General features: G+C 62.2%; 15 protein-coding genes and 1 pseudogene. 9 read left to right on the forward strand and 7 right to left on the reverse strand.

All coding sequences use genetic code 11. The features are described from left to right. Positions 1-9: 9 nt before the first annotated feature. A complete protein-coding gene (locus tag AC5RTB_RS09545) occupies positions 10-2343 on the reverse strand; it encodes an FdhF/YdeP family oxidoreductase (RefSeq protein ID WP_494060825.1) in 2334 nt (777 codons plus the stop codon). A 12-nt stretch (positions 2344-2355) separates the two neighbouring features. Continuing rightward, a complete protein-coding gene (locus tag AC5RTB_RS09550) occupies positions 2356-3222 on the reverse strand; it encodes a methylenetetrahydrofolate reductase (RefSeq protein ID WP_494060826.1) in 867 nt (288 codons plus the stop codon). A gap of 173 nt (positions 3223-3395) precedes the next feature. Here AC5RTB_RS09550 and AC5RTB_RS09555 point away from each other — a divergent pair, with 173 nt between their 5' ends. Beyond that, positions 3396-4091: a GntR family transcriptional regulator gene (locus tag AC5RTB_RS09555; protein WP_494060827.1), complete on the forward strand. Its 696-nt coding sequence runs from the start codon at positions 3396-3398 to the stop codon at positions 4089-4091. A 25-nt stretch (positions 4092-4116) separates the two neighbouring features. Here the strand turns inward: AC5RTB_RS09555 and pabB are convergent, their stop codons facing one another. The 5 genes from pabB to purU form a co-directional block, all read right to left on the reverse strand. Next, positions 4117-5925: an aminodeoxychorismate synthase component I gene (gene pabB / locus AC5RTB_RS09560; RefSeq protein WP_494060828.1), complete on the reverse strand. Its 1809-nt coding sequence runs from the start codon at positions 5923-5925 to the stop codon at positions 4117-4119. After that, positions 5922-6797, reverse strand: coding sequence for a bifunctional 5,10-methylenetetrahydrofolate dehydrogenase/5,10-methenyltetrahydrofolate cyclohydrolase (locus tag AC5RTB_RS09565; protein WP_494060829.1), 876 nt, complete (start codon positions 6795-6797; stop codon positions 5922-5924). The genes pabB and AC5RTB_RS09565 overlap by 4 nt, the downstream gene beginning before the upstream one ends. Next, complete coding sequence (locus AC5RTB_RS09570; RefSeq protein ID WP_494060830.1) at positions 6794-7420, reverse strand: cyclodeaminase/cyclohydrolase family protein; 627 nt, start codon at positions 7418-7420, stop codon at positions 6794-6796. The genes AC5RTB_RS09565 and AC5RTB_RS09570 overlap by 4 nt, the downstream gene beginning before the upstream one ends. 121 nt (positions 7421-7541) lie before the next feature. Further along, entirely contained in the window at positions 7542-10034 is a 2493-nt protein-coding gene (locus AC5RTB_RS09575) for a GcvT family protein (protein ID WP_494060831.1), read from the reverse strand. A 54-nt stretch (positions 10035-10088) separates the two neighbouring features. Further along, positions 10089-11003, reverse strand: a complete 915-nt coding sequence (gene purU / locus AC5RTB_RS09580; RefSeq protein ID WP_494060832.1) for a formyltetrahydrofolate deformylase — start codon at positions 11001-11003, stop codon at positions 10089-10091. A gap of 124 nt (positions 11004-11127) precedes the next feature. Between purU and AC5RTB_RS09585 the strand changes: the two genes are divergently transcribed. The 8 genes and pseudogenes from AC5RTB_RS09585 to AC5RTB_RS09620 form a co-directional block, all read left to right on the forward strand. Then, positions 11128-11808 (forward strand): GntR family transcriptional regulator, encoded by a 681-nt coding sequence (locus AC5RTB_RS09585; RefSeq protein WP_494060833.1) that lies wholly within the window; start codon positions 11128-11130, stop codon positions 11806-11808. Positions 11809-11992: 184 nt separating this feature from the next. After that, a complete protein-coding gene (gene glyA, locus AC5RTB_RS09590; RefSeq protein ID WP_494060834.1) occupies positions 11993-13291 on the forward strand; it encodes a serine hydroxymethyltransferase in 1299 nt (432 codons plus the stop codon). Beyond that, complete coding sequence (locus AC5RTB_RS09595) at positions 13291-14508, forward strand: sarcosine oxidase subunit beta family protein (RefSeq protein WP_494060835.1); 1218 nt, start codon at positions 13291-13293, stop codon at positions 14506-14508. Before glyA ends, AC5RTB_RS09595 begins: the two co-directional genes overlap by 1 nt. A 13-nt stretch (positions 14509-14521) precedes the next feature. Further along, on the forward strand, positions 14522-14845 hold the full coding sequence (locus tag AC5RTB_RS09600; protein WP_494060836.1) for a sarcosine oxidase subunit delta: 324 nt from the start codon (positions 14522-14524) through the stop codon (positions 14843-14845). Continuing rightward, a complete protein-coding gene (locus AC5RTB_RS09605; protein ID WP_494060837.1) occupies positions 14842-17763 on the forward strand; it encodes a sarcosine oxidase subunit alpha family protein in 2922 nt (973 codons plus the stop codon). The genes AC5RTB_RS09600 and AC5RTB_RS09605 overlap by 4 nt, the downstream gene beginning before the upstream one ends. Continuing rightward, complete coding sequence (locus AC5RTB_RS09610) at positions 17756-18388, forward strand: sarcosine oxidase subunit gamma (RefSeq protein ID WP_494060838.1); 633 nt, start codon at positions 17756-17758, stop codon at positions 18386-18388. Before AC5RTB_RS09605 ends, AC5RTB_RS09610 begins: the two co-directional genes overlap by 8 nt. Continuing rightward, positions 18388-19764, forward strand: a complete 1377-nt coding sequence (locus tag AC5RTB_RS09615; protein ID WP_494060839.1) for an L-serine ammonia-lyase — start codon at positions 18388-18390, stop codon at positions 19762-19764. Before AC5RTB_RS09610 ends, AC5RTB_RS09615 begins: the two co-directional genes overlap by 1 nt. A 132-nt stretch (positions 19765-19896) precedes the next feature. Next, positions 19897-20026, forward strand: a pseudogene (locus AC5RTB_RS09620) (pyridoxal 5'-phosphate synthase lyase subunit PdxS); the annotation flags it as partial.

Here is a 20026-nt window from a genome sequence, read left to right on the forward strand (position 1 = left end):
CCAGTCCTGTCAGGACTGGGATTCAGTCTTCTCCATCCGCACGACGACGGACTTGGAGGTCGGCGTACCGCTGGTATCGGCGACCGAATCGAGCGGCACGAGCACGTTGGTTTCCGGGTAGTACGCCGCCGCGCAACCCTTGGGGGTCGAATACGAGACGATGCGGAAATTTTCCGCGCGGCGCTCGGTTCCCTGGAACTCGGATATGAGGTGAACCAGATCGCCGTCCCTGAACCCCATCTCCGCAATGTCAGCCTCATTGACGAGAACCACGCGGCGCCCGCCATGAATGCCGCGGTAGCGATCGTCCTTGCCGTAGATGGTGGTGTTGTACTGGTCATGCGAGCGCAGCGTCTGGAGAATCAGGCGCCCCGAGGGGACCCTGATGAACTCGAGCTTGTTGCCGGTGAAATGGGCCTTGCCCGATTCCGTGTCGAACTTTCTGGCGTCTCGGGGAGGGTTCGGAAGCACGAAGCCCCCGGGATGCTGGATCCGCTCCTCAAAGTCGTTGAATCCGTCAATAACGGCCTCGATGTGTTTCCGGACGAGGGCGTAGTCGTCCCTCATCGCCAGCCAGTCGGCTTTGGGGGTATTGGTTCGTGGACGATTGTCGCTGTCCACGAACAGCTTCTGGGCAAGGTTGCACACGATGGCCACCTCTGAGTGGAGGTGTTCACTGGCAGGTTTGATGCGTCCGCGTGAAGCGTGGACGGCGCTCATGGAGTCTTCCACTGTCACCCTCTGGTCACCGGTCCGTTGGGTGTCCTTCTCTGTGCGGCCAAGGGTGGGCAGGATCAGCGCACGGCGTCCTGTGGACACATGGGAATGATTCAGTTTCGTGGAGATCTGCACACTCAGGCGCGTATTGGCCAAAGCCTTCTCCGTGACCTCTGAATCAGGGGCCGCCCTGACGAAGTTGCCGCCCATTCCGATGAAGACACGCACTTCACCGTCCCGCATGGCGCGGATCGCTGCCACGGTGTCGAAGCCGTGTTTCCGCGGTGAAAGAAATTCGAACTGGCAGTCGAGGTTGTCATGGAACTTCTCGGGCATTTTCTCGAAGATGCCCATGGTCCGGTCGCCCTGGACGTTTGAGTGGCCGCGCACAGGGCAGACTCCCGCTCCAGGCTTCCCTATGTTCCCCTGAAGAAGCAGCACGTTGACCACGTCCCGGAGAGTGGGCACCGAATGCTTGTGCTGGGTGAGGCCCATGGCCCAGCAGACGATCGTCGCGTTGGACGCAAGCAGGCGTTCTCCAGCGGCTTCGATCTGTTCCCGGGTCAGTCCGGTGGCTTCCAGAATGTCATCCCATTGCGTTTCACTCAGGAACCGCAGGTACTCTTCGATGCCGACAGTGTGGTTCCTGATGAAGTCATGGTCGAGGACTGTGGACAGCCCAGGCGTCTTTCTCCCTTGGGCCTCAGCTTCGAGAAGGTACTTGCCGAGGCCCTGGAAGAGGGCCTGGTCCCCGCCGGCACGGATTTGCAGGAAATCATCGGTCAACTGTGTGCCCTTGACCATGCCTGAGACGGTCTGGGGATTCTCGAACCTAAGGAGTCCGGCTTCGGGAAGCGGATTGACGGAAATGATGAAGGCGCCGTTTTTCTTGGCCTTCTCCAGCGCGCTAAGCATCCGGGGGTGATTGGTACCGGGATTCTGGCCGGCCACGAAAATCAGAGACGCTGTTTCGAGGTCATGCAGGCTTACGGAGCCTTTACCGATGCCGATGGTTTCGACGAGCGCTGATCCCGAGGACTCGTGGCACATATTGGAGCAATCGGGGAGGTTGTTGGTTCCGATGCCCCGCACGAGGAGCTGGTAGAGGAAGGCTGCCTCATTTGAGGTCCGGCCGGAAGTGTAGAAGACCGCCTGATCCGGGTGGTCCATGTCGTTGATTTCCTGGGCGATCAGTTCATAGGCGTCGTCCCACTCGATCGGCCTGTAATGGGTTGCATGCTCCTCAAGGAGCATCGGATGCGTCAGCCGGCCCTGCTGACCCAGCCAGTAGTCGTCACGCGTCCTGAGGTCGGCGATGGAATGCTTGGCGAAGAACTCGGGCGTGACGCGGCGGCGAGTGGCTTCTTCGGCCACCGCCTTTGCGCCGTTCTCGCAGAATTCCGCTGTGTTGCGCTTTTCGTGTTCAGGCCAGGCGCAGCCCATGCAATCGAAACCGTCGATCTGGTTGACGGCCAGAAGCGTTTGAACGCTGCGCACCGGGCCCATCTGGTCCATGGAGATTTTCAGCGAGTTCATGACTGCCGGCAGGCCGACAGCCTTGGACTTGGGTTTGGTGAGAGTCAGCTTCGACTCGTCGATATTTTCTTTGGGAGCTTTTGAAGCCATGAGATCTTCCCTTCAGATCTTGGCAGGAAACAGAGGACTGGGGGTGTTGCCTGGCGGCAACGTTGCCTGTTGCGGCAGACCGTTCAAGAGGTTGGGTAGACGCCAGAGGTCATTGAATGTGTAGACGTGGAAGCCGGCGAAAAGGGGATCGCTTGCCACCTTCCGGTGAACGTCGCGGATCAGCCTGCCGCTGTCGTAGTTCAGGAAGTCGCCCCGTCGCCACAAGGCGCCGGCCAGGCCGGTCCCACGGGCAAGTCTGAGCGAACGGCCGACTCCGAGGCGCGCTCCCATTGCCATCAGCTTCTTGATTGAAACGGGACCGGGAACCCCAACCCATACGGGCAGCTCTACGCCATTCTCGCGCAGTGAGCGCAGGTACTGGCTGATTGCCTCAGCGGAGAAGCACATCTGGGTCACGAGGGAGGATGCCATCGGCGCCTTGCTGGCGAGGTTGTCCGCCAGCTGCTCCTTGCTTAGCTCAGGATGACCTTCAGGATAGCCGGCAATGCCCGCGGAAAAGTCAGGGGAAAACTCCTTCACGGACTCCAGGAGGTGCCCGCTCCACGAGTACGGGCCCGCGGGCGTCCGCCGGTCGCCCGCGACAAGAAACAGCTCGGTGATGCCGGCATCCTGCAACTGCGTCAGCAGGGAATGCAGTTCCCTCTGGCTCGCGATACTGCGGGCGGCGAGATGGGGAACCGCATGGTAACCCAATCTGGCCAAATCTACCGAGGCTTCGACAGTTCGCTTGGGACCGTGGTGGGGAAGGCACGTCACACTGACGGTACCCCGCATATCAAATATCGCCGGAAGTTGCGTGAGCAGATCAGGCGACGGGACAACTTCCAGCCGCACCTTCGCGGCCGTTTGGTTACTCATCGCTCTCCATTCCGGGGCAACTGGCTTTCGCCGGTTTCACGCAGTGCCTGTCCCGTGCAGAAGAGCAGTCGGTGACATTCCGCTTGTTGCGTATTGATATATCAGTTATGGGAATACTATGTACGTAGAGCCTTCGAGTCAAGGCTCACCGTATTCAGGAGGAGACTTCGAAGATGACAAGTATTGGCGAATTAGCGGTCGCAGGGGAAGATTCGTACTTGCCTACGAGGCAGGACGGCGAATCCTTCGCCGACTATGCCTACCGGGTTCTCTGCGACGAACTGATCGTGCTTGACATCAAACCCGGTGAGCCCCTCAACGATGAGGTCATCTCCGGGCGCCTGGGTGTAGGCCGGACGCCTATCCGGGAGGCGATGAAACGGCTCGAGAGCGACCACCTGGTGGTGGCTTATCCGCGGCGGGGCACGTTTGCCGCGGGCGTGGACATCACTGATCTCGCTGAGATCTCCGAGATTCGCCAGCTGCTGGAGCCGGCAGCAGCATCGCGTGCTGCGCGGATGGCTTCTCCGCAGCTCAGGCAGGAGCTGAAGGAATTCGCACGGGAGGTCGAGCAGCGTCTGCCGGAACTGCATGCGCAAAAGGACCTGATGCGGCTGGATATGCGCGTGCACCGGACAATTTACCGGGCCACGGGAAGCCGCCACCTTGAAGATGTCCTCACTCGGTACGACAACCTCGCGACGAGGATTTGGAGCCTGGTGCTGGAGAAGCTTCCGCCGGTATCCGAGCACATTGCCCAGCACATTGAGCTGCTCGAGTGTATTGCTGAGGGAGACGCCGAGTCTGCAGTTCGACTGACAACCAAGCATGTCACCGATTTCGAGAATCTGATCAGGGCTGTCCTGTAGCATCCGGGAGGGCTACAGCGTCAGCTCATTCGGGGAAGTCGGTCCCTAAAACGCCAAGGATGGCCCCGGCTTTGGTATGAATTTCTGCAAGCTCCTCGTCGGGATGCGAATCGGCTGTGATGGCTCCGCCGATGCCCACGGTCAGCCGCTGCGCCCGCGGGGTCGATCCGTGAAACACGGCGCTGCGAATCGTGACGGATAGGTCGGCTGCGCCGTTGGGCGAAAAGTAGCCGATCACACCCGAATATGGACCGCGTGGTTGGGACTCAAGTCTGTCGAGGATGTCCATGCTGCTGATCTTCGGAGCCCCGGTCATCGAGCCCGGGGGATAGGCGGCGGCCACGACCGCTGCCCTTGACCGCCCAGGCGCGATCGTGGCTTCAATGGTGCTGACCATCTGGTGCACTGTTGCGTACGTCTCCACGTCGCAGAGTCGTGTCACACACACTGTTCCCGGTTCGGCATGGCGGGACAGGTCGTTTCGCATCAGATCCACGATCATGATGTTCTCCGCCCTGTCTTTTATCGAAGTCGTGAGGTCCTGCTTCAGACGCCTGTCAACCGGCGGTGATGCGTCACGCCGTCGTGTTCCCTTGATCGGTTCGGCACGGACGCGACCATCCGCGGTGATACTGAGGAAGCGTTCCGGTGAGGAACTCGCGATGGTGACCGGCCCCAGCTGTATGTAGCTTGCAAACGGAGCAGGGCTTGCCCGGCGGAGCCTACGGTAGAACTCCCAGGAATCGAGGCTCTCGTGGTTGTCGCTGGAGATCTGCGTCGTCAGGCAGACCTCGTAGGAGTTCCCCTGCGTGATTTCATCCTGGGACGCAACGATCTTCTCAAGGTAGGACTGGCAGGAGTCGGCCGCGCTGAACTGCACGGCCGGCAAACGGTTGGTGAGGGGTTGCGGCGTGCGAGGCAGGCACCGGATTCGTTGGGCAGCATCTTCGCACCATTGCTGGCCTTCCTGCCCGGCTTCCGTCAGTAGATATACGTGCCGTGTCTGGTGGTCGAACACCACAGCCCGGCTGCAATGAATCAGTGAGGCATCCGGCAGCGATGTCTCCACAATGTTGCCGCCACATTCGCGCTTGAGCTCATATCCGAGATAACCGAGCCAGCCAAGGGCGAACCCCAGCCCGGGGGGAAGGTTGGCAGACTGAGCCAGGGCATTGCCCCAATTCCTGTCCAACCAGGTGAAAAAGGGACCGGGAACCCGGGTGGTGATGAGGTTTGACTCGACGGTGGTCACACCGTTCTCGTGCCGTGCCCGCATCCCGCGACTACCGGAATCGTCAGCCATGATGCTGAATCGGCTTCGTCCTTCCATGGCATCCGTCGCAGGGTTCGAGCTGTCCAGCCAGATCCGGTGGCTGGACGACCCGTACAACTCCTGAAATACGGCTTCCGGGTCCGGGTAGTCCAGCAGCTCCAAATATTGGAGCCGAGGGGTGACTGGCAGTTTTCCCAGGCCGCCGACTGCGTCCAGGGCGGACAGTGAAGCCATGACCTCGGCAGTGCGCAGGGCTGCGTCCGGGTGCAGAGGGTCCCTTACCGTGATCTGAGTACCGGCTGCCGCGGGTTCCCCGTAGGATCCGAGGAGTATCTGCAGCGCGCGGTGCCGGCCTTCAGCGGGTTCGGATTCGAAGACCATGTCGGGGCATTCTCCGGGCACATGCAGCTCATCCTGGTCGTCCACCGTCCGCACCTCGTAGGTGTAACCCAGCGCCTTCCTCAGCGCGGTGACAAAGGCCTGACGTTCGGGCGCATCCGCCCCGTCGACGGAGACGACGACGGGTTCAACCGGATAGCAGTTGTGCCCGCCTTGGATCACCCGACGGTACCCCGTACCAATGCGTTTGACTGCTCCCGCGCGGCATCCGTGGTGTGCAGGAGGAGCAGCGACGTAGTGACTGAACCGACGCCACCCGGGACGGGGGTAAGCGCTGCGGCAGTGCCGCGCACGCTCGCATCGTCGACGTCACCCACGAGGGACCCGTCGGCAAGCACGTTTGTGCCGACGTCGATCACTACCGCGTCGTTGGAGATGTGGTCACCATTAAGCAGGCCGGCGCGGCCTGCTGCGACAACCACCACGTCGGCATTCTTGGTGTACTTCTCCAACGGACCCGACCGGGAGTGGCAGACCGTAACCGCAGCATCGCGCTGCAGTAGCAGCAGTGACAGCGGCTTTCCAACCACGGCGGAACGGCCGACGACGACGACGTTCTTGCCCGCGACAGGGATTTCGAAGTGGTCAAGTATCTCGACCACTGCGCGCGCCGTCGCGGGGGCGAAGGAGGGCTGGCCTACCGCCAGGCGTCCAAGGCTCAACGGATTTGCGCCATCGATGTCTTTTTCAGGCGCAATATGACCAACCAGCTCGTCCGTCCGTACGCCCTCAGGCAAAGGGGTCTGGAGAATGATGCCGTGTACCGACGGGGTTGCGCTGAGGTCCTTCAAAACGGATGCCAGGACCGGTCCGGTGGTGTCATGACCGAGGTCCACGACCCTGCAGTCGATGCCCGCACTCTCTGCGGCCCTTTCGATGGACCGCACATACCAGTGCGTGGAGCTGTCGTCGGTGGCGACGACAACCGCCAGCGTAGGCCGCAGTCCGTCGGCTTCGAGCTTCCTCGCCTGATCCTCGGCCTTCTGTCGAATCAACCCTGCCAGTGCTTTTCCGGAGAGGATTGCGGTGCTCAACTGAGAATCCTTTCGCGTACGCGCTCCACGAGGGAGTCTGCTGCCAGGACGATTTTCTCCTCGAGGCCATCGGTCTGCTCAGCCAGCTGGGCACGGGCCGCGGGGTCTTTGACCGCCACTACGTTGATGTCTATGTTCACCCGGGCGGTGGTCGCCGCAGCACGGGCAGCGTCAGCGGCTGCCGCAATGTCGCTGATGACATTGGCGTTGGCGACATCGAAAAGTTCAGTGCCCAGATCCACGATGACGCCGGCAAGCTCGATGAGCTGCGCGGGGACTTGAGCGGCCAGGATGAGTGCCTTCTGGATGGACGCGGTCCGTGCAGCCTTGAGCTCATCCGTCCCGGATGGGAGTTTGTACGCGTCGATGACGCCCTGGAACGCCTGCTGATCCGCGTCCGAGAGGCGCAGTGCGTCCGCCACCAGTGCGTCGGCGGCGTCGATGACCCTTCTCACGAGTTCCGCGTGCTGCTCGTATTTCCCACCGGTGGTGTATCTGGCAACCATCGCAACCAGCGCCGCCGCTTGGGCCGCATGAAGGGCCGCGGCTGCGCCGCCCCCGGGCGTGGGTTCACGTGAGGCAAGCCTCGTGAGGTAGTCGTTAATTGTTTCTGAGCTGATCATGTGTCTTCCTGGTAAAGCTCGAGTCGGCTCGGCTGGGACTGTGTGGCCGGGGAACAGCGGCGGCCCGGCCCCTGTTTGCAGGGATGGGGCCGGGCCGCCTGCCCTAATGGACCGCGGGTTATTAGCCGCGGAGCCTGGTCATGGTGGGGTCGTACAGCGGATCGGCCGTGACCGTTGCCTGGATGCGGCGTCCGAAGTACTCAATCTCAACCGAATCGCCGATGGAAACAGCGGCCGGAAGGTAGGCGTAGGCGATCGGTTTGGCAACGGTGTAGCCGTACGCAGCACTGGTGACGTAGCCGACCGCCTGCTCCTTGTAGAAGACCGGTTCCTTGCCCAACACGATGCTGCGGCCGTCGTCGACCGTCAGGCACCGCAGGCGGCGGGCGGAGTTCTCCTCTGTCCGGCCTTCGAGTGCGGCCTTCCCGACGAAGTTCTCCTTGGTCATTTTCACCGCGAATCCGACGCCGGCTTCGAACGGATCATGCTCCGTGGTCATGTCGGTGCCCCAAGAGCGGTAGCCCTTTTCGAGACGCAACGAGCCGAATGCTGCGCGGCCTGCCGCAATGACGCCGAACGGCTGACCGGCCTTCCACAGGGCATCCCAGAGGCGCTGTCCGTTGTCAGCGCTGGTGTAGAGCTCCCAGCCCAGCTCGCCGACGTAGGACAGGCGCATCGCGGTGACGGAGACGCCGCCGATGACAACCTTCTTTGCGCGGAAGTAGCGAAGACCATCATTGCTGAAGTCGTCGCTGCTGACGGTGCCGATGAGGTCACGGGCAAGGGGGCCCCACAGGCCGATGCAGCAGGTGCCGCCGGTCGTGTCCCGAACCTGGACCCAGTCGCTGGCGGTGCCGGTTTCAGTCTGGTGGCGGGCCGCCCGCTCGAAGTAGGCGGTGTCGATGTTGCCGTTGGCGCCGAGCTGGAAGGTGTCCTCGCTCAGGCGCGCCACCGTGATGTCGCTTCGGATGCCACCGGCGTGGTCCAGCAACAGGGTGTAGGTGACCGCACCGGGCTTCTTGTTCATCTCCGCGCTGGTGAGCTCCTGGAGCAGTTTCAGGGCTCCGGGGCCGGAAACTTCAAGGCGCTTGAGCGGAGTCATGTCGTACATGGCTACTGCCGTGCGGGTCTTCCAGGCTTCGGCGGCCGCAATGGGCGAGCTGAACATCCCGGACCAGGCGTCGCGGGCCGGCGGCTGCCACTCGTCCGGCATTTCCTTCAGCAGCTCGGCGTTCGATTCGAACCAGTAGGGGCGTTCCCATCCGCCGCCTTCCAGGAAGTATCCGCCCAATTGCTTGTGGCGTGCATGGAAGGGGCTCACCCGGAGGTTGCGGGGGGAGAGCTTGGGCTGGAGAGGGTGGAGGACGTCGTAGATCTCCACGAAGTTCTGCTGGGACGTTTCGCTCACGTATTCGGGGGTCAGCTGGATTTCCTCGAAGCGGTGAATGTCGCAATCGCCCAGGTCGATCTCCGACTTTCCGGTGGTCAGCAGTTCGGCGACAGCGCGGGCAATACCGGCAGAGTGGGTCACCCACACGGCTTCAGCCACGAAGAAGCCGTCCAGCTCCTTGGACTCGCCCACCAGGGAACCGCCGTCGGGGGTGAAGGAGAAGATGCCGTTGAAGCCGTCCTCGATGTCGCTTTCCTGCAGCGCCGGAAGCAACTGCTTGGTGGCCTCCCACGCGGGGAGGAAGTCCTCCAGCGTGAAGTCCAGCCGGGATGGCATGTTGTGTTCGCTGATCGCGCTCGGCTCATAGTTGGCGAGCTCGTCAAGGTCCACGGGCATGGGGCGGTGCGCGTAGGATCCGATGCCGTAGCGGTCGCCGTGCTCGCGGTAGTACAGGTCCTGGTCCTGGTGGCGCAGGATGGGCAGGGTAGCGCCGTTGGGCAGTTCGTTCTTGCCCTTCTGAGCCGGCACGGGAGTGGTCTTGACGTACTGGTGGGCCAGCGGGAGGAGCGGAACGGACATACCGATCATCTCTCCGATCTTGGCGCCCCAGAAACCGGCGCAGGAGACAACGATGTCTGCCGGAATGACGCCGTCGGACGTTTCGACGCCGGTGACCCGGCGGTTGGACTGTTCAATCCCGGTCACGGTGGTGTTGCCCAGGTACTTGACTCCAGCGGCCTCGGTGCGCTTGATCAGCAGCTGCACGGCGCGGGCGGCGCTGGCCAGTCCGTCACTTGGGACAAAGAGCCCGCCGAGGATATCTTCCTCGTTGAGGAGCGGGTAAAGCTCCTTGCACTCTTCGCTGGTCAGGATCTTGCCCTCGATGCCCCACGATTCTGCATAGCCCAGTTTGCGCTTCAGGTCGGTGAGGCGCGTTTCGGTGGTGGCAATTTCGAGGCCGCCCACCTGATTGAAGCAGCTCACGCCGTCCTCGGTGAGGGACAGGAGCTTCTCCACCGTGTACTTGGCGAAGAGCGCCATGGTCTTTGAAGGGTTGGTCTGGAAAACAAGGCCGGGGGCGTGGGACGTTGAACCCCCGGGCATGTTCAGCGGTCCCTGATCCAGGACGGTGATGTTGTTCCAGCCCCGGGTGACCAGTTCGTCGGCGAGATTGGTGCCAACGATTCCGGCTCCAATGATGACAATACGCGGCGTCGATGCCATGTGCTTTTCTCCTGCTGATTTAGTCTTTGGACTCTGCTGCTTCAGTTGATTTGCTTACCGGAACACGACTGTGCTGGTTCGATCCAGCAGCACGCGGTGTTCACAGTGCCATCGAACGGCGCGTGAGAGTGCGAGGGCCTCTGCGTCCCGGCCCACTGTCGAAAGGGCAGTGGGGCCGTAGCTGTGATCGACCCGGATAACTTCCTGCTCGATGATCGGTCCCTCGTCCAGATCCGCCGTCACGTAGTGGGCGGTGGCCCCAACGAGCTTCACACCACGGTCGTAGGCCTGGTGGTAGGGCCGTGCGCCCTTGAAGCCCGGCAGGAACGAGTGATGGATGTTGATGGCCCGGCCTTCCAACGCCCGGCACAGATCGTCGGAGAGCACCTGCATGTACCGGGCGAGAACGACGAGGTCGATGTCATGCTCGGCCACCAGTTCCAGCAGTCTCGCTTCGGCGTCTGCCTTCGTCTCCGGAGTGACCGGAAGGTAGACGAAGGGAAGGCCGGCCGCATCTGCCATGGCGCGGTGGGTCTCATGGTTCGAAACCACAAGCACGATGTCGCCGCCGAGGCTGCCGCCGCGCCAGCGGAAGAGCAGGTCATTGAGGCAGTGGCCGAATTTGGAGACCATGACCAGGATGCGCTGCTTGGTTTCGTCATGAAAGCCGAACTTCATTTCGAACCGGTCAGCGATCGCGCTGAACTCTTCGTTGAGCCTTTCGGGCGTGTACTCGGAGGAACCTGAGAACGCAGTTCGCAGATGCAGTGTCTGACGGAGACCGTCGTCGAACTGCTGGTGTTCCTCGATGTTGAACCCACGCTCGAAGAGGAACGTGGTGACCGCCTGAACGATGCCGGCGCGCTCGACACACGACAGCGTGAGAACGAACTTCCTCGTCTGTTCTTCCGTGCTGGCCTCTGGCTGGGCAAGAGTGTTGGTGGATGAATCTGGTGCCATGAGGGTCATGTCTCCTCCTTTAGATATATTCGAAAAATCCATACTGATATATTAGATTCGGCATTCAGCGTATACTGGTCGGAGGGGCGGGGTCAATAGCCGTCGCCATTCGGGATAAGAGGGGTTTGACGTTATGGTTTTTGAGGCTCTTGCGGTCGATGACGAGACCGCCAGAAAGTCATTGGCAGACGTAGCGTACGAGAGCATCAGGGATCGGCTGTTGACGCTGAACATCAGGCCGGGAGACCTCCTCAATGACGACCAGCTTGCCAAGGACCTGGGTGTGGGGAGGACTCCGGTGCGTGAAGCCCTCAAGCGGCTGGAGCTGGACCGCCTCGTTGTTTCCTACCCGCGGAGGGGCACCTTCGCCACTCGGGTGGAAGTCACAGACCTCGCCTTCATCTCCGAGATTCGCACACAGCTAGAACCCCTTGCCGCGGCCCGGGCGGCGCGCGTGGCAACCGAAGCCGCGCGGGAAGAGCTGCGGGCAGTGATACGTGCAGTTGAGACCTTTGATACCGATGCAGCGTCCGTCGTGGAAACCCTGCGGCTCGATGCGCGGGTTCATCAGGGTATATACGCAGCAGCTGCCAATCCTCATCTGGAGGATGTGCTCATCCGCTACGACAACCTTGCAACCCGTATCTGGTGCATGGTTCTTGATCGTCTTCCAGACCTGTCCCGTCACGTGCATGAGCACCTGGACCTGCTGCGTGCCGTCATTGACGGTGATGAAGTGAAATCCGCCGAACTGGCGAGGGCTCACGTGACTGGTTTTGAGCATGCCGTTCGCGAGGCTCTCTTCGCTGCTTAGGCCGGCCCGCGCACCATAGCGCGCCATGCCCGAGATCGGCCCGGTCTGCCCCGCAATCTCCAGCTTTCCTACTCCGCTGAAGATCAGTGCGTAGGGGGTGTTGACAGGCTCCGTGAGTCGATAGCATACTTGAGTCACACAACTAATATATCAAGAGGATATTAGAGCTGACTTAGGAGAAACGATGGTCGAGATTCTGACCCGCTCGCTCACAGAGACCGATCCCGAGATCCACGCCGCCGTGGAGCAGGAACTGCTACGACAGCAGAACACCCTGGAGATGATCGCCTCTGAAAACTTCGCTCCTACTGCCGTTATGGAGGCGCAGGGGTCCGTCCTGACGAACAAGTACGCGGAGGGCTACCCCGGAAAGCGCTACTACGGCGGCTGTGAGCACGTCGACGTTGTGGAGCAGCTTGCAATCGACCGTCTCAAGTCGCTGTTCGGTTCCGACTTTGCCAATGTCCAGCCCCATTCCGGTGCGCAGGCCAACGCGGCGGCAATGTTCGCCCTCATCCAGCCCGGAGACACCATCCTCGGCTTGAACCTCGCGCACGGCGGGCACCTGACCCACGGCATGCGCATCAACTTCTCCGGCAAGCTCTACAAGGTCGTTCCTTACGGAGTCCGCGAAGAGGACATGCTGATCGACATGGCCGAGGTGGAACGCCTGGCTGTTGAGCACAAGCCGCAGCTGATCGTGGCCGGCTGGTCTGCGTACACCCGACAGCTGGATTTCGCCGAATTCCGTCGTATCGCCGACCTCGTAGGTGCTTACCTGATGGTAGACATGGCGCACTTTGCCGGACTGGTGGCAGCAGGTCTGCACCCGAATCCAGTCCCGCACGCACACATTGTCACGAGCACCACGCACAAGACACTCGGCGGTCCGCGCGGGGGAATCATCCTCACCAACGACGCCGCCATCGCTAAAAAGGTCAACTCCGCGGTCTTCCCCGGACAGCAAGGCGGCCCGCTGGAACACGTCATTGCCGGAAAGGCCGTTTCGTTCAAGCTGGCAGCCGAGCCCGAATTCAAGGACCGCCAGGAACGCACCCTGGAAGGTGCCCGGATCATCGCCCAGCGGCTGCTTGCTGATGACGTAGCCGAGAACGGCGTGACTGTCGTCAGCGGCGGCACCGAAGTGCACCTGGTCCTGGTGGACCTGCGTAACTCGGAGTTGGACGGGCAGCAGGGCGAGGACCGGCTGCACCGCATCGGGATCACCGTCAACCGCAACGCCGTCCCGTTCGATCCGCGCCCACCGATGATCTCCTCGGGCCTGCGCGTCGGCACGCCGGCATTGGCCACCCGAGGTTTCGGCGCGGCTGAATTCAGCGAGGTTGCGGACATCATCGCCACAGCCCTAACGCGCGAGTTCAGTGACGAAACCGCGGCAGCACTCCGGCAGCGGGTTGAAAACCTGGCCGAGAAATTCCCCCTGTACCCCAACCTCTCCGCCCAAAAGACCAAGGTAGCGTAATGGCTGATCTCCTCCCGGAGCACCCGGATTTCCTCTGGCACAATCCCGAGCCCAAGTCCTCCTATGATGCAGTCATCATCGGCGGCGGCGGACATGGCCTTGCCACTGCCTACTACCTGGCCAAGAACCATGGCATGACCAATATCGCCATCCTTGAAAAGGGCTGGCTGGCTGGTGGCAACATGGCCCGCAACACCACGATCATCCGTTCCAATTACCTCTGGGACGAGAGCTCGGCCATTTATGAGCACTCGCTCAAACTGTGGGAGCAGCTCCCGGAGGAGCTCGAATATGACTTCCTCTTCAGCCAGCGCGGTGTCCTGAATCTTGACCACACGCTGCAGGATGTCCGTGACTCCACGCGTCGCGTCAACGCCAACAAGCTCAACGGTGTCGATGCAGAGTGGCTGGACATTGACCAGGTCAAGGAAGTCTGCCCGATCATCAACATCAGCGACAAGATCCGCTACCCGATCCTGGGCGGCACGTTCCAGCCGCGCGCGGGCATCGCCAAACATGACCACGTGGCGTGGGCCTTCGCACGCAAGTGCGATGAACTCGGCGTGGACATCATCCAGAACTGTGAAGTCACAGGCTTCATCAAGGACGGCAACAAGGTCACCGGCGTCAAGACCAACCGCGGCACCATTAACGCAGGCAAGGTTGCGTTGTGCGCAGCCGGTCACTCCAGCGTTCTGGCCAAGATGGCCGGCTTTGACCTGCCCATCCAGTCACACCCGCTGCAGGCTCTGGTTTCCGAACTGCATGAAATGGTCCATCCGACCGTCGTGATGTCCAACCACGTGCACGTCTACGTTTCCCAGGCCCATAAGGGCGAACTGGTCATGGGCGCCGGCGTCGATGCCTACAACGGTTACGGCCAGCGTGGATCCTTCCATGTGATCGAGAACCAGATGGCCGCCGCAGTCGAACTGTTCCCGATCTTCGCCCGTGCCCACCTGCTTCGGACCTGGGGCGGCATCGTGGACACCACGGCGGATGCCTCCCCGATTGTCGGAAAGGCTCCGGTTGAGAACATGTACGTGAACTGCGGATGGGGGACTGGCGGCTTCAAGGGAACGCCTGGAGCGGGCTGGAGCTTCGCCGCGACAATCGCCAATGACGAGCCCCACCAGCTCAACAAACCCTTCGGGCTTGAACGCTTCGTAACCGGTGCGCTCATCGATGAGCACGGCGCAGCCGCCGTGGCCCACTGAAAGAAGAGACGGCATGATACAGATTCAGTGCCCCAACTGTGGGCCACGAGACGAAACCGAATTCCACTACGGCGGACAGGCCCACGTGGAGTATCCGGCAGACCCCCACGCGCTCAGCGACGAAGAATGGGCCCGCTACCTCTTCTACCGCGAGAACACCAAAGGCCAGTTCGCTGAACGCTGGTCGCACGCAGCCGGCTGCCGTAAATGGTTCAACGCCATCCGCGACACAGTCACCTACAGGATCTCGGCCGTCTACCCTCCGGGTGGGGCCCGTCCCGACATCACGTCCGCCCAAGCCGATAGCACCGGCCCCATTGCTGGAGGGACCAAATGACACCTCAGCCCCACCGCGTCGCCGAAGGCGGCCGGATCGACCGCTCCCAGGAGCTGGCCTTCACCGTGGACGGCAAGACTTACACCGGTCACGCCGGGGACACCCTTGCCTCCGCGCTGCTGGCCAACGGAGTCATTGAAACCGCTCCCTCGCTTTATCTGAGCAGGCCTCGCGGCATTCTGTCCGCCGGCATCGAGGAACCCAATGCGCTGGTGAAGGTTCACCACCGCGGCCAGGGCGGCGTCAATGAGTCGATGCTTCCGGCCACCACCGTGGAACTGACCGACGGACTCTCCGCAGAGTACCTCTCGGGCCTGGGCCAGCTGGATCCGGCCGATGATACGGCTGTCTATGACAAGAAGTACGTCCACACCGACGTCCTGGTCATCGGGGCCGGCCCCAGCGGACTGGCCGCTGCCCGCGCTGCAGCCGTCACCGGTGCCCGCGTGATCCTTATCGACGACCAGCCGGAACTTGGCGGTTCGCTCCTGTCCACGCCGCGCGCCACGATCGACGGACAGACCGCCGTCGAATGGGTCGATTCCGTTCGCGCCGAGCTGGAGGCCGCCGAGGAAGTCACCATCCTCTCGCGGACCAACGCCTTCGGAAACTACGACAGCAATTACGTGATCGCCATCCAAAGCCGGACGGACCACCTCGGGCAGGCGGCAGCTGCGCCCGAGATGTCAGCTGTCTCGCGTCAGAGGCTGTGGCACATTCGTGCCCAGCAGGTGGTAGTTGCCACCGGTGCACATGAGCGTCCCATAGTTTTCCGTAACAACGATCGCCCAGGCGTCATGCTCGCTTCGGCAGTGCGCACCTACGTCAACCGTTACGCCGTGGCGCCGGGCGCCCGAGTGCTCATCAGCACCAACAACGACAGCGCGTATGACCTGATCAGCGACCTCCAGGGCGCAGGTATCAGCATCGCCGCGATCGCAGATGCCCGGCCTGAAGCGTCCGCTGCGGCCCAGGCTGCCACGGACCAGGGAATACGGGTCCTGCTCGGCTCCGTTGTCGCGGATACCGTGGGCAACCCGCGCGTCAGCGGTGCCGTTGTGCGTTCGCTGAATGACGACGGCTTGGCGTACGGGCCGGTCGCGGAACTCGCCTGCGACCTGGTTGCCGTTTCAGGTGGCTGGAGCCCGGTCACTCACCTTCACAGCCAGCGGCAAGGCCGCGTCCGCTGGGACGAGAGCCTGGTTGCTTTCGTGCCGTCCGATGCGGTGGAGGGCCAGCAGATAGTCGGTGCCGCCGCGGGCAGCTTTGCCACGGATGATTGCCTGGCGCAGGGCGGCCACGCAGGATCGGTGGCAGCGTTCAACGCCGGCTTCGTCAACGAGATGGGCGCCCATGCCCTCGCGGTTTCCTCCCAGCCGCCTGTGGCGCAGGGCCCGACGCGGCCACTGTGGCTCGTCCATGACGAAAACTCGCAACTCGGGGACTTGCGCGAGCACTTTGTGGACCTGCAGCGCGATCAAACGGTTGCAGACGTACTTCGGGCCACGGGCGCGGGAATGCGTTCGGTGGAACATATCAAGCGGTACACCTCCATCAGCACCGCAAACGACCAGGGAAAGACCTCCGGTGTCAACGCAATCGGTGTAATCGCCGCAGCGCTGAACGGCGGAGCGACCCCAGGCGAAATCGGTACCACGACCTACCGTGCTCCTTACGCTCCAGTGGCGTTCGCCGCTCTGGCGGGTCGCGAGCGAGGCGACCTGTTCGATCCGGCACGATTCACTTCGATCCACCCGTGGCACGTCGCGCAGGGCGCCGAGTTCGAGATCGTGGGCCAGTGGCTGCGTCCGTGGTACTACGCACAGCCGGGTGAAGACATGGATGCTGCGGTTGCGCGCGAGTGTGCTGCAGTGCGGGATTCGGTCGGCTTCATGGACGCCACCACGCTGGGCAAGATTGAGATCTGGGGCAGCGATGCCGGTGAGTTCCTGAACCGCATCTACACCAACGCTTTCAAGAAGCTCGCCCCCGGTTCCGCCCGTTACGGCGTCATGTGCACTCCGGACGGCATGATTTACGACGACGGCGTGACCCTGCGCATCGACGAAGGCCGCTACTTCATGACCACCACCACAGGCGGCGCCGCAAAGGTTCTGGACTGGCTCGAGGAGTGGCTCCAGACCGAGTGGCCGGAGCTGGACGTGAATTGCACCTCGGTGACTGAGCAGTGGAGCACCATCGCAATTGTCGGCCCAAAGTCCCGTGAAGTCGTCGCCAAGCTGGCACCGGATCTGGACGTTTCCAACGAATCGTTCCCGTTCATGACCTTCCGGGAGACCACCCTCGCCTCGGGGATCCCTGCGCGTGTCTGCCGTATCTCCTTCTCCGGTGAACTGGCCTTCGAGATTAACGTCTCGGGCTGGTACGGACAGCAGGTGTGGGAGGACGTGGCCGCCGCCGGTGCAGAGTTCAACATCACCCCCTACGGCACCGAGACGATGCACGTCCTTCGCGCCGAGAAGGGCTATCCCATCGTCGGACAGGACACTGACGGCACCATCACACCCCAGGATGCCGGCATGGAATGGATCATTTCCAAGGCCAAGGATTTCGTGGGCAAGCGCTCCTACTCACGCGAGGACACCAAGCGCACCGACCGCAAGCACCTGGTGAGTGTGCTTCCTGTGGACAAGCACATCAGGCTCCCCGAGGGAACCCAGCTTGTCGAGGAGGGAGCCATCGAGAAGGCCGGAGCGGGTGTTGTTCCGATGGTCGGACATGTTACGTCCAGCTATCACAGCCAGGCGCTGGGTCGTTCATTCGCCTTGGCCTTGATCAAGAACGGCCGCAACCGCATAGGGGAAACCCTTGTGGCTCCGGTAGGCGACCAGCTCGTCGACGTCACCGTCGCCGAAACCGTACTTTACGATCCGGAAGGGAACCGCCGAGATGGCTGACACGCTCCTTGAGAACACCAGTACCACTGATCACGCCGCCTTGCGGCGTAGCCCGGCAGGTCATTTGGCAGATGCCTTCGCCGACGCCAGCGTGGACGGCCAGCGCGGAGTAAGCCTTCGCGAGGTGCCGTTCCAGACCATGATCGGTTTGCGAGCGACGCCACAGAGCGAGGGCGCGCACCGGCTCGAGGAGGTCCTCGGGGTGCAGCTCCCGGACCGGCACGGACTCGTCACCACGGGGTCCGGACGTTCTGTCCTCTGGCTGGCGCCGGACGAGTTCCTGGTGGTTTCGGATGAAGCTCCCGAGCATCTTGTCCTTGCACTGCGAAAGGCGCTTCAGGGTTCCCCCGGCTCTGTGCTCGATCTTTCCGCCAACCGGACCACTTTTGAACTGACCGGACCCTCGGCGAGGGGCGTCCTGGAGAAAGGCTGCCCGGTAGACCTTCACCCGCGCGTCTTCAAGGAGGGCACAGCGGTAAACACGAATATTGGGCACGTTCCGGTGATCCTTCGGAAAGTGGATGCGGAGACTTTCCGCCTCTACCCCAGGTCTTCCTTTGCGGACTACCTGGGCCGGTGGCTTGTCGATGCCATGGCTGAATACAAAGCACCGGAGATAAGTTAATGGCGTTGAGCACGCTGGACCTTTTCTCAATCGGAATCGGTCCGTCGTCCTCACACACCGTCGGACCCATGCGTGCCGCCAAGCGGTTCACTGACGTTCTGGTAGCAGAGGGGCTGCTTGAAAAGGTAGCCAGGGTCCATTCCCAGTTGTTCGGTTCCCTTGGGGCCACCGGTCATGGACATGGTTCGGGCAAGGCCGTGGTTCTCGGTCTTCAGGGGGAAACCCCCGAAACCGTGGACACCGACCGTGCCGATGAGATCGTGGCCGATGCGGCCAGGGAGGGGAAACTCAACCTGGCCGCTGTACGGCCCATCGGCTTCAACATGGAAGCGGACGTTATCCTCCATCGGCGCAAGTCCCTGCCGGCCCATCCAAACGGGATGACGTTCACCGCCCATGAAAGCGATGGGTCTGTGCTCAAGGCTGCGACGTATTATTCGGTGGGCGGCGGCTTCGTCGTCGACGAGCAGGCTGCAGGCGCGGACCGCATCGTGCAGGACACGACACCGCTCCCGTACCCCTTCACGACCGGCGGCCAGCTTCTCGAGCATTGCCGGCGGGAGGGACTGCGAATCAGCGACATCATGCTCGCAAACGAGCTGTCCTGGCGGACCGAGGACGAACTGCGCAGCGAACTGCTGCATATCTGGTCCGTCATGAAGGATTGCGTTCGCAACGGATGCGAGCGCACCGAACCCGTCCTGCCCGGTGGCCTGCGCGTTCCTCGGAGAGCCCCCAGGTTGTATGCCGATCTGTCCAAACGGACGGATGATACAGACCCAATGCGTGCAATGGACTGGGTGAACCTTTTCGCTTTGGCGGTCAATGAGGAGAATGCCTCAGGCGGCCGCATCGTGACCGCACCGACCAATGGCGCCGCAGGCATCGTCCCGGCAGTTCTGCATTACTACGAGAAGTTCATTGCGGGAGCGAGCGAGGACGGCATCGTCCGTTTTCTCCTCGCGGCCGCCGCGGTGGGCATTCTTTTCAAGGAGAACGCCTCCATCTCCGGCGCCGAGGTCGGCTGCCAGGGCGAGGTCGGGTCGGCCTGTTCCATGGCGGCAGCGGGGCTCTGCGAAGTCCTCGGAGGCACACCGGAGCAGGTCGAGAACGCCGCCGAGGTGGGTATCGAGCACAATCTGGGGTTGACGTGCGACCCCGTCGGCGGTTTGGTGCAAATCCCTTGCATTGAACGCAATGCCATTGCCAGCAACAAGGCGATCAATGCAGCGCGCATGGCGATGCACGGCGACGGCTCGCACAAGGTATCCCTCGATAAAGCGATCAAGACCATGCGGGAAACCGGTGCTGACATGAAGGTCAAGTACAAGGAGACCTCGCGGGGCGGGCTCGCGGTCAACGTCATCGAGTGCTGATCCGGGTGCTTGCCGTCTACCCGGGTGTCCGCGGACACCCGGGTTTCGTCCCATCATTCCAATGCCTGCCTTTACAGGCTTCCCGTTCCTATGGAGCAAGAATTGACCCTTAGACCACTCCCTCATGAACATATGTCCACCGGCAGCAGCCGTGTGAAGCGCGGGATGGCGGAAATGCTCAAGGGCGGCGTCATCATGGATGTTGTCACCGCGGAGCAGGCCCGCATCGCCGAGGATGCAGGCGCCGTTGCCGTCATGGCGC

This window comes from Arthrobacter sp. M71 S08, assembly GCF_059089725.1.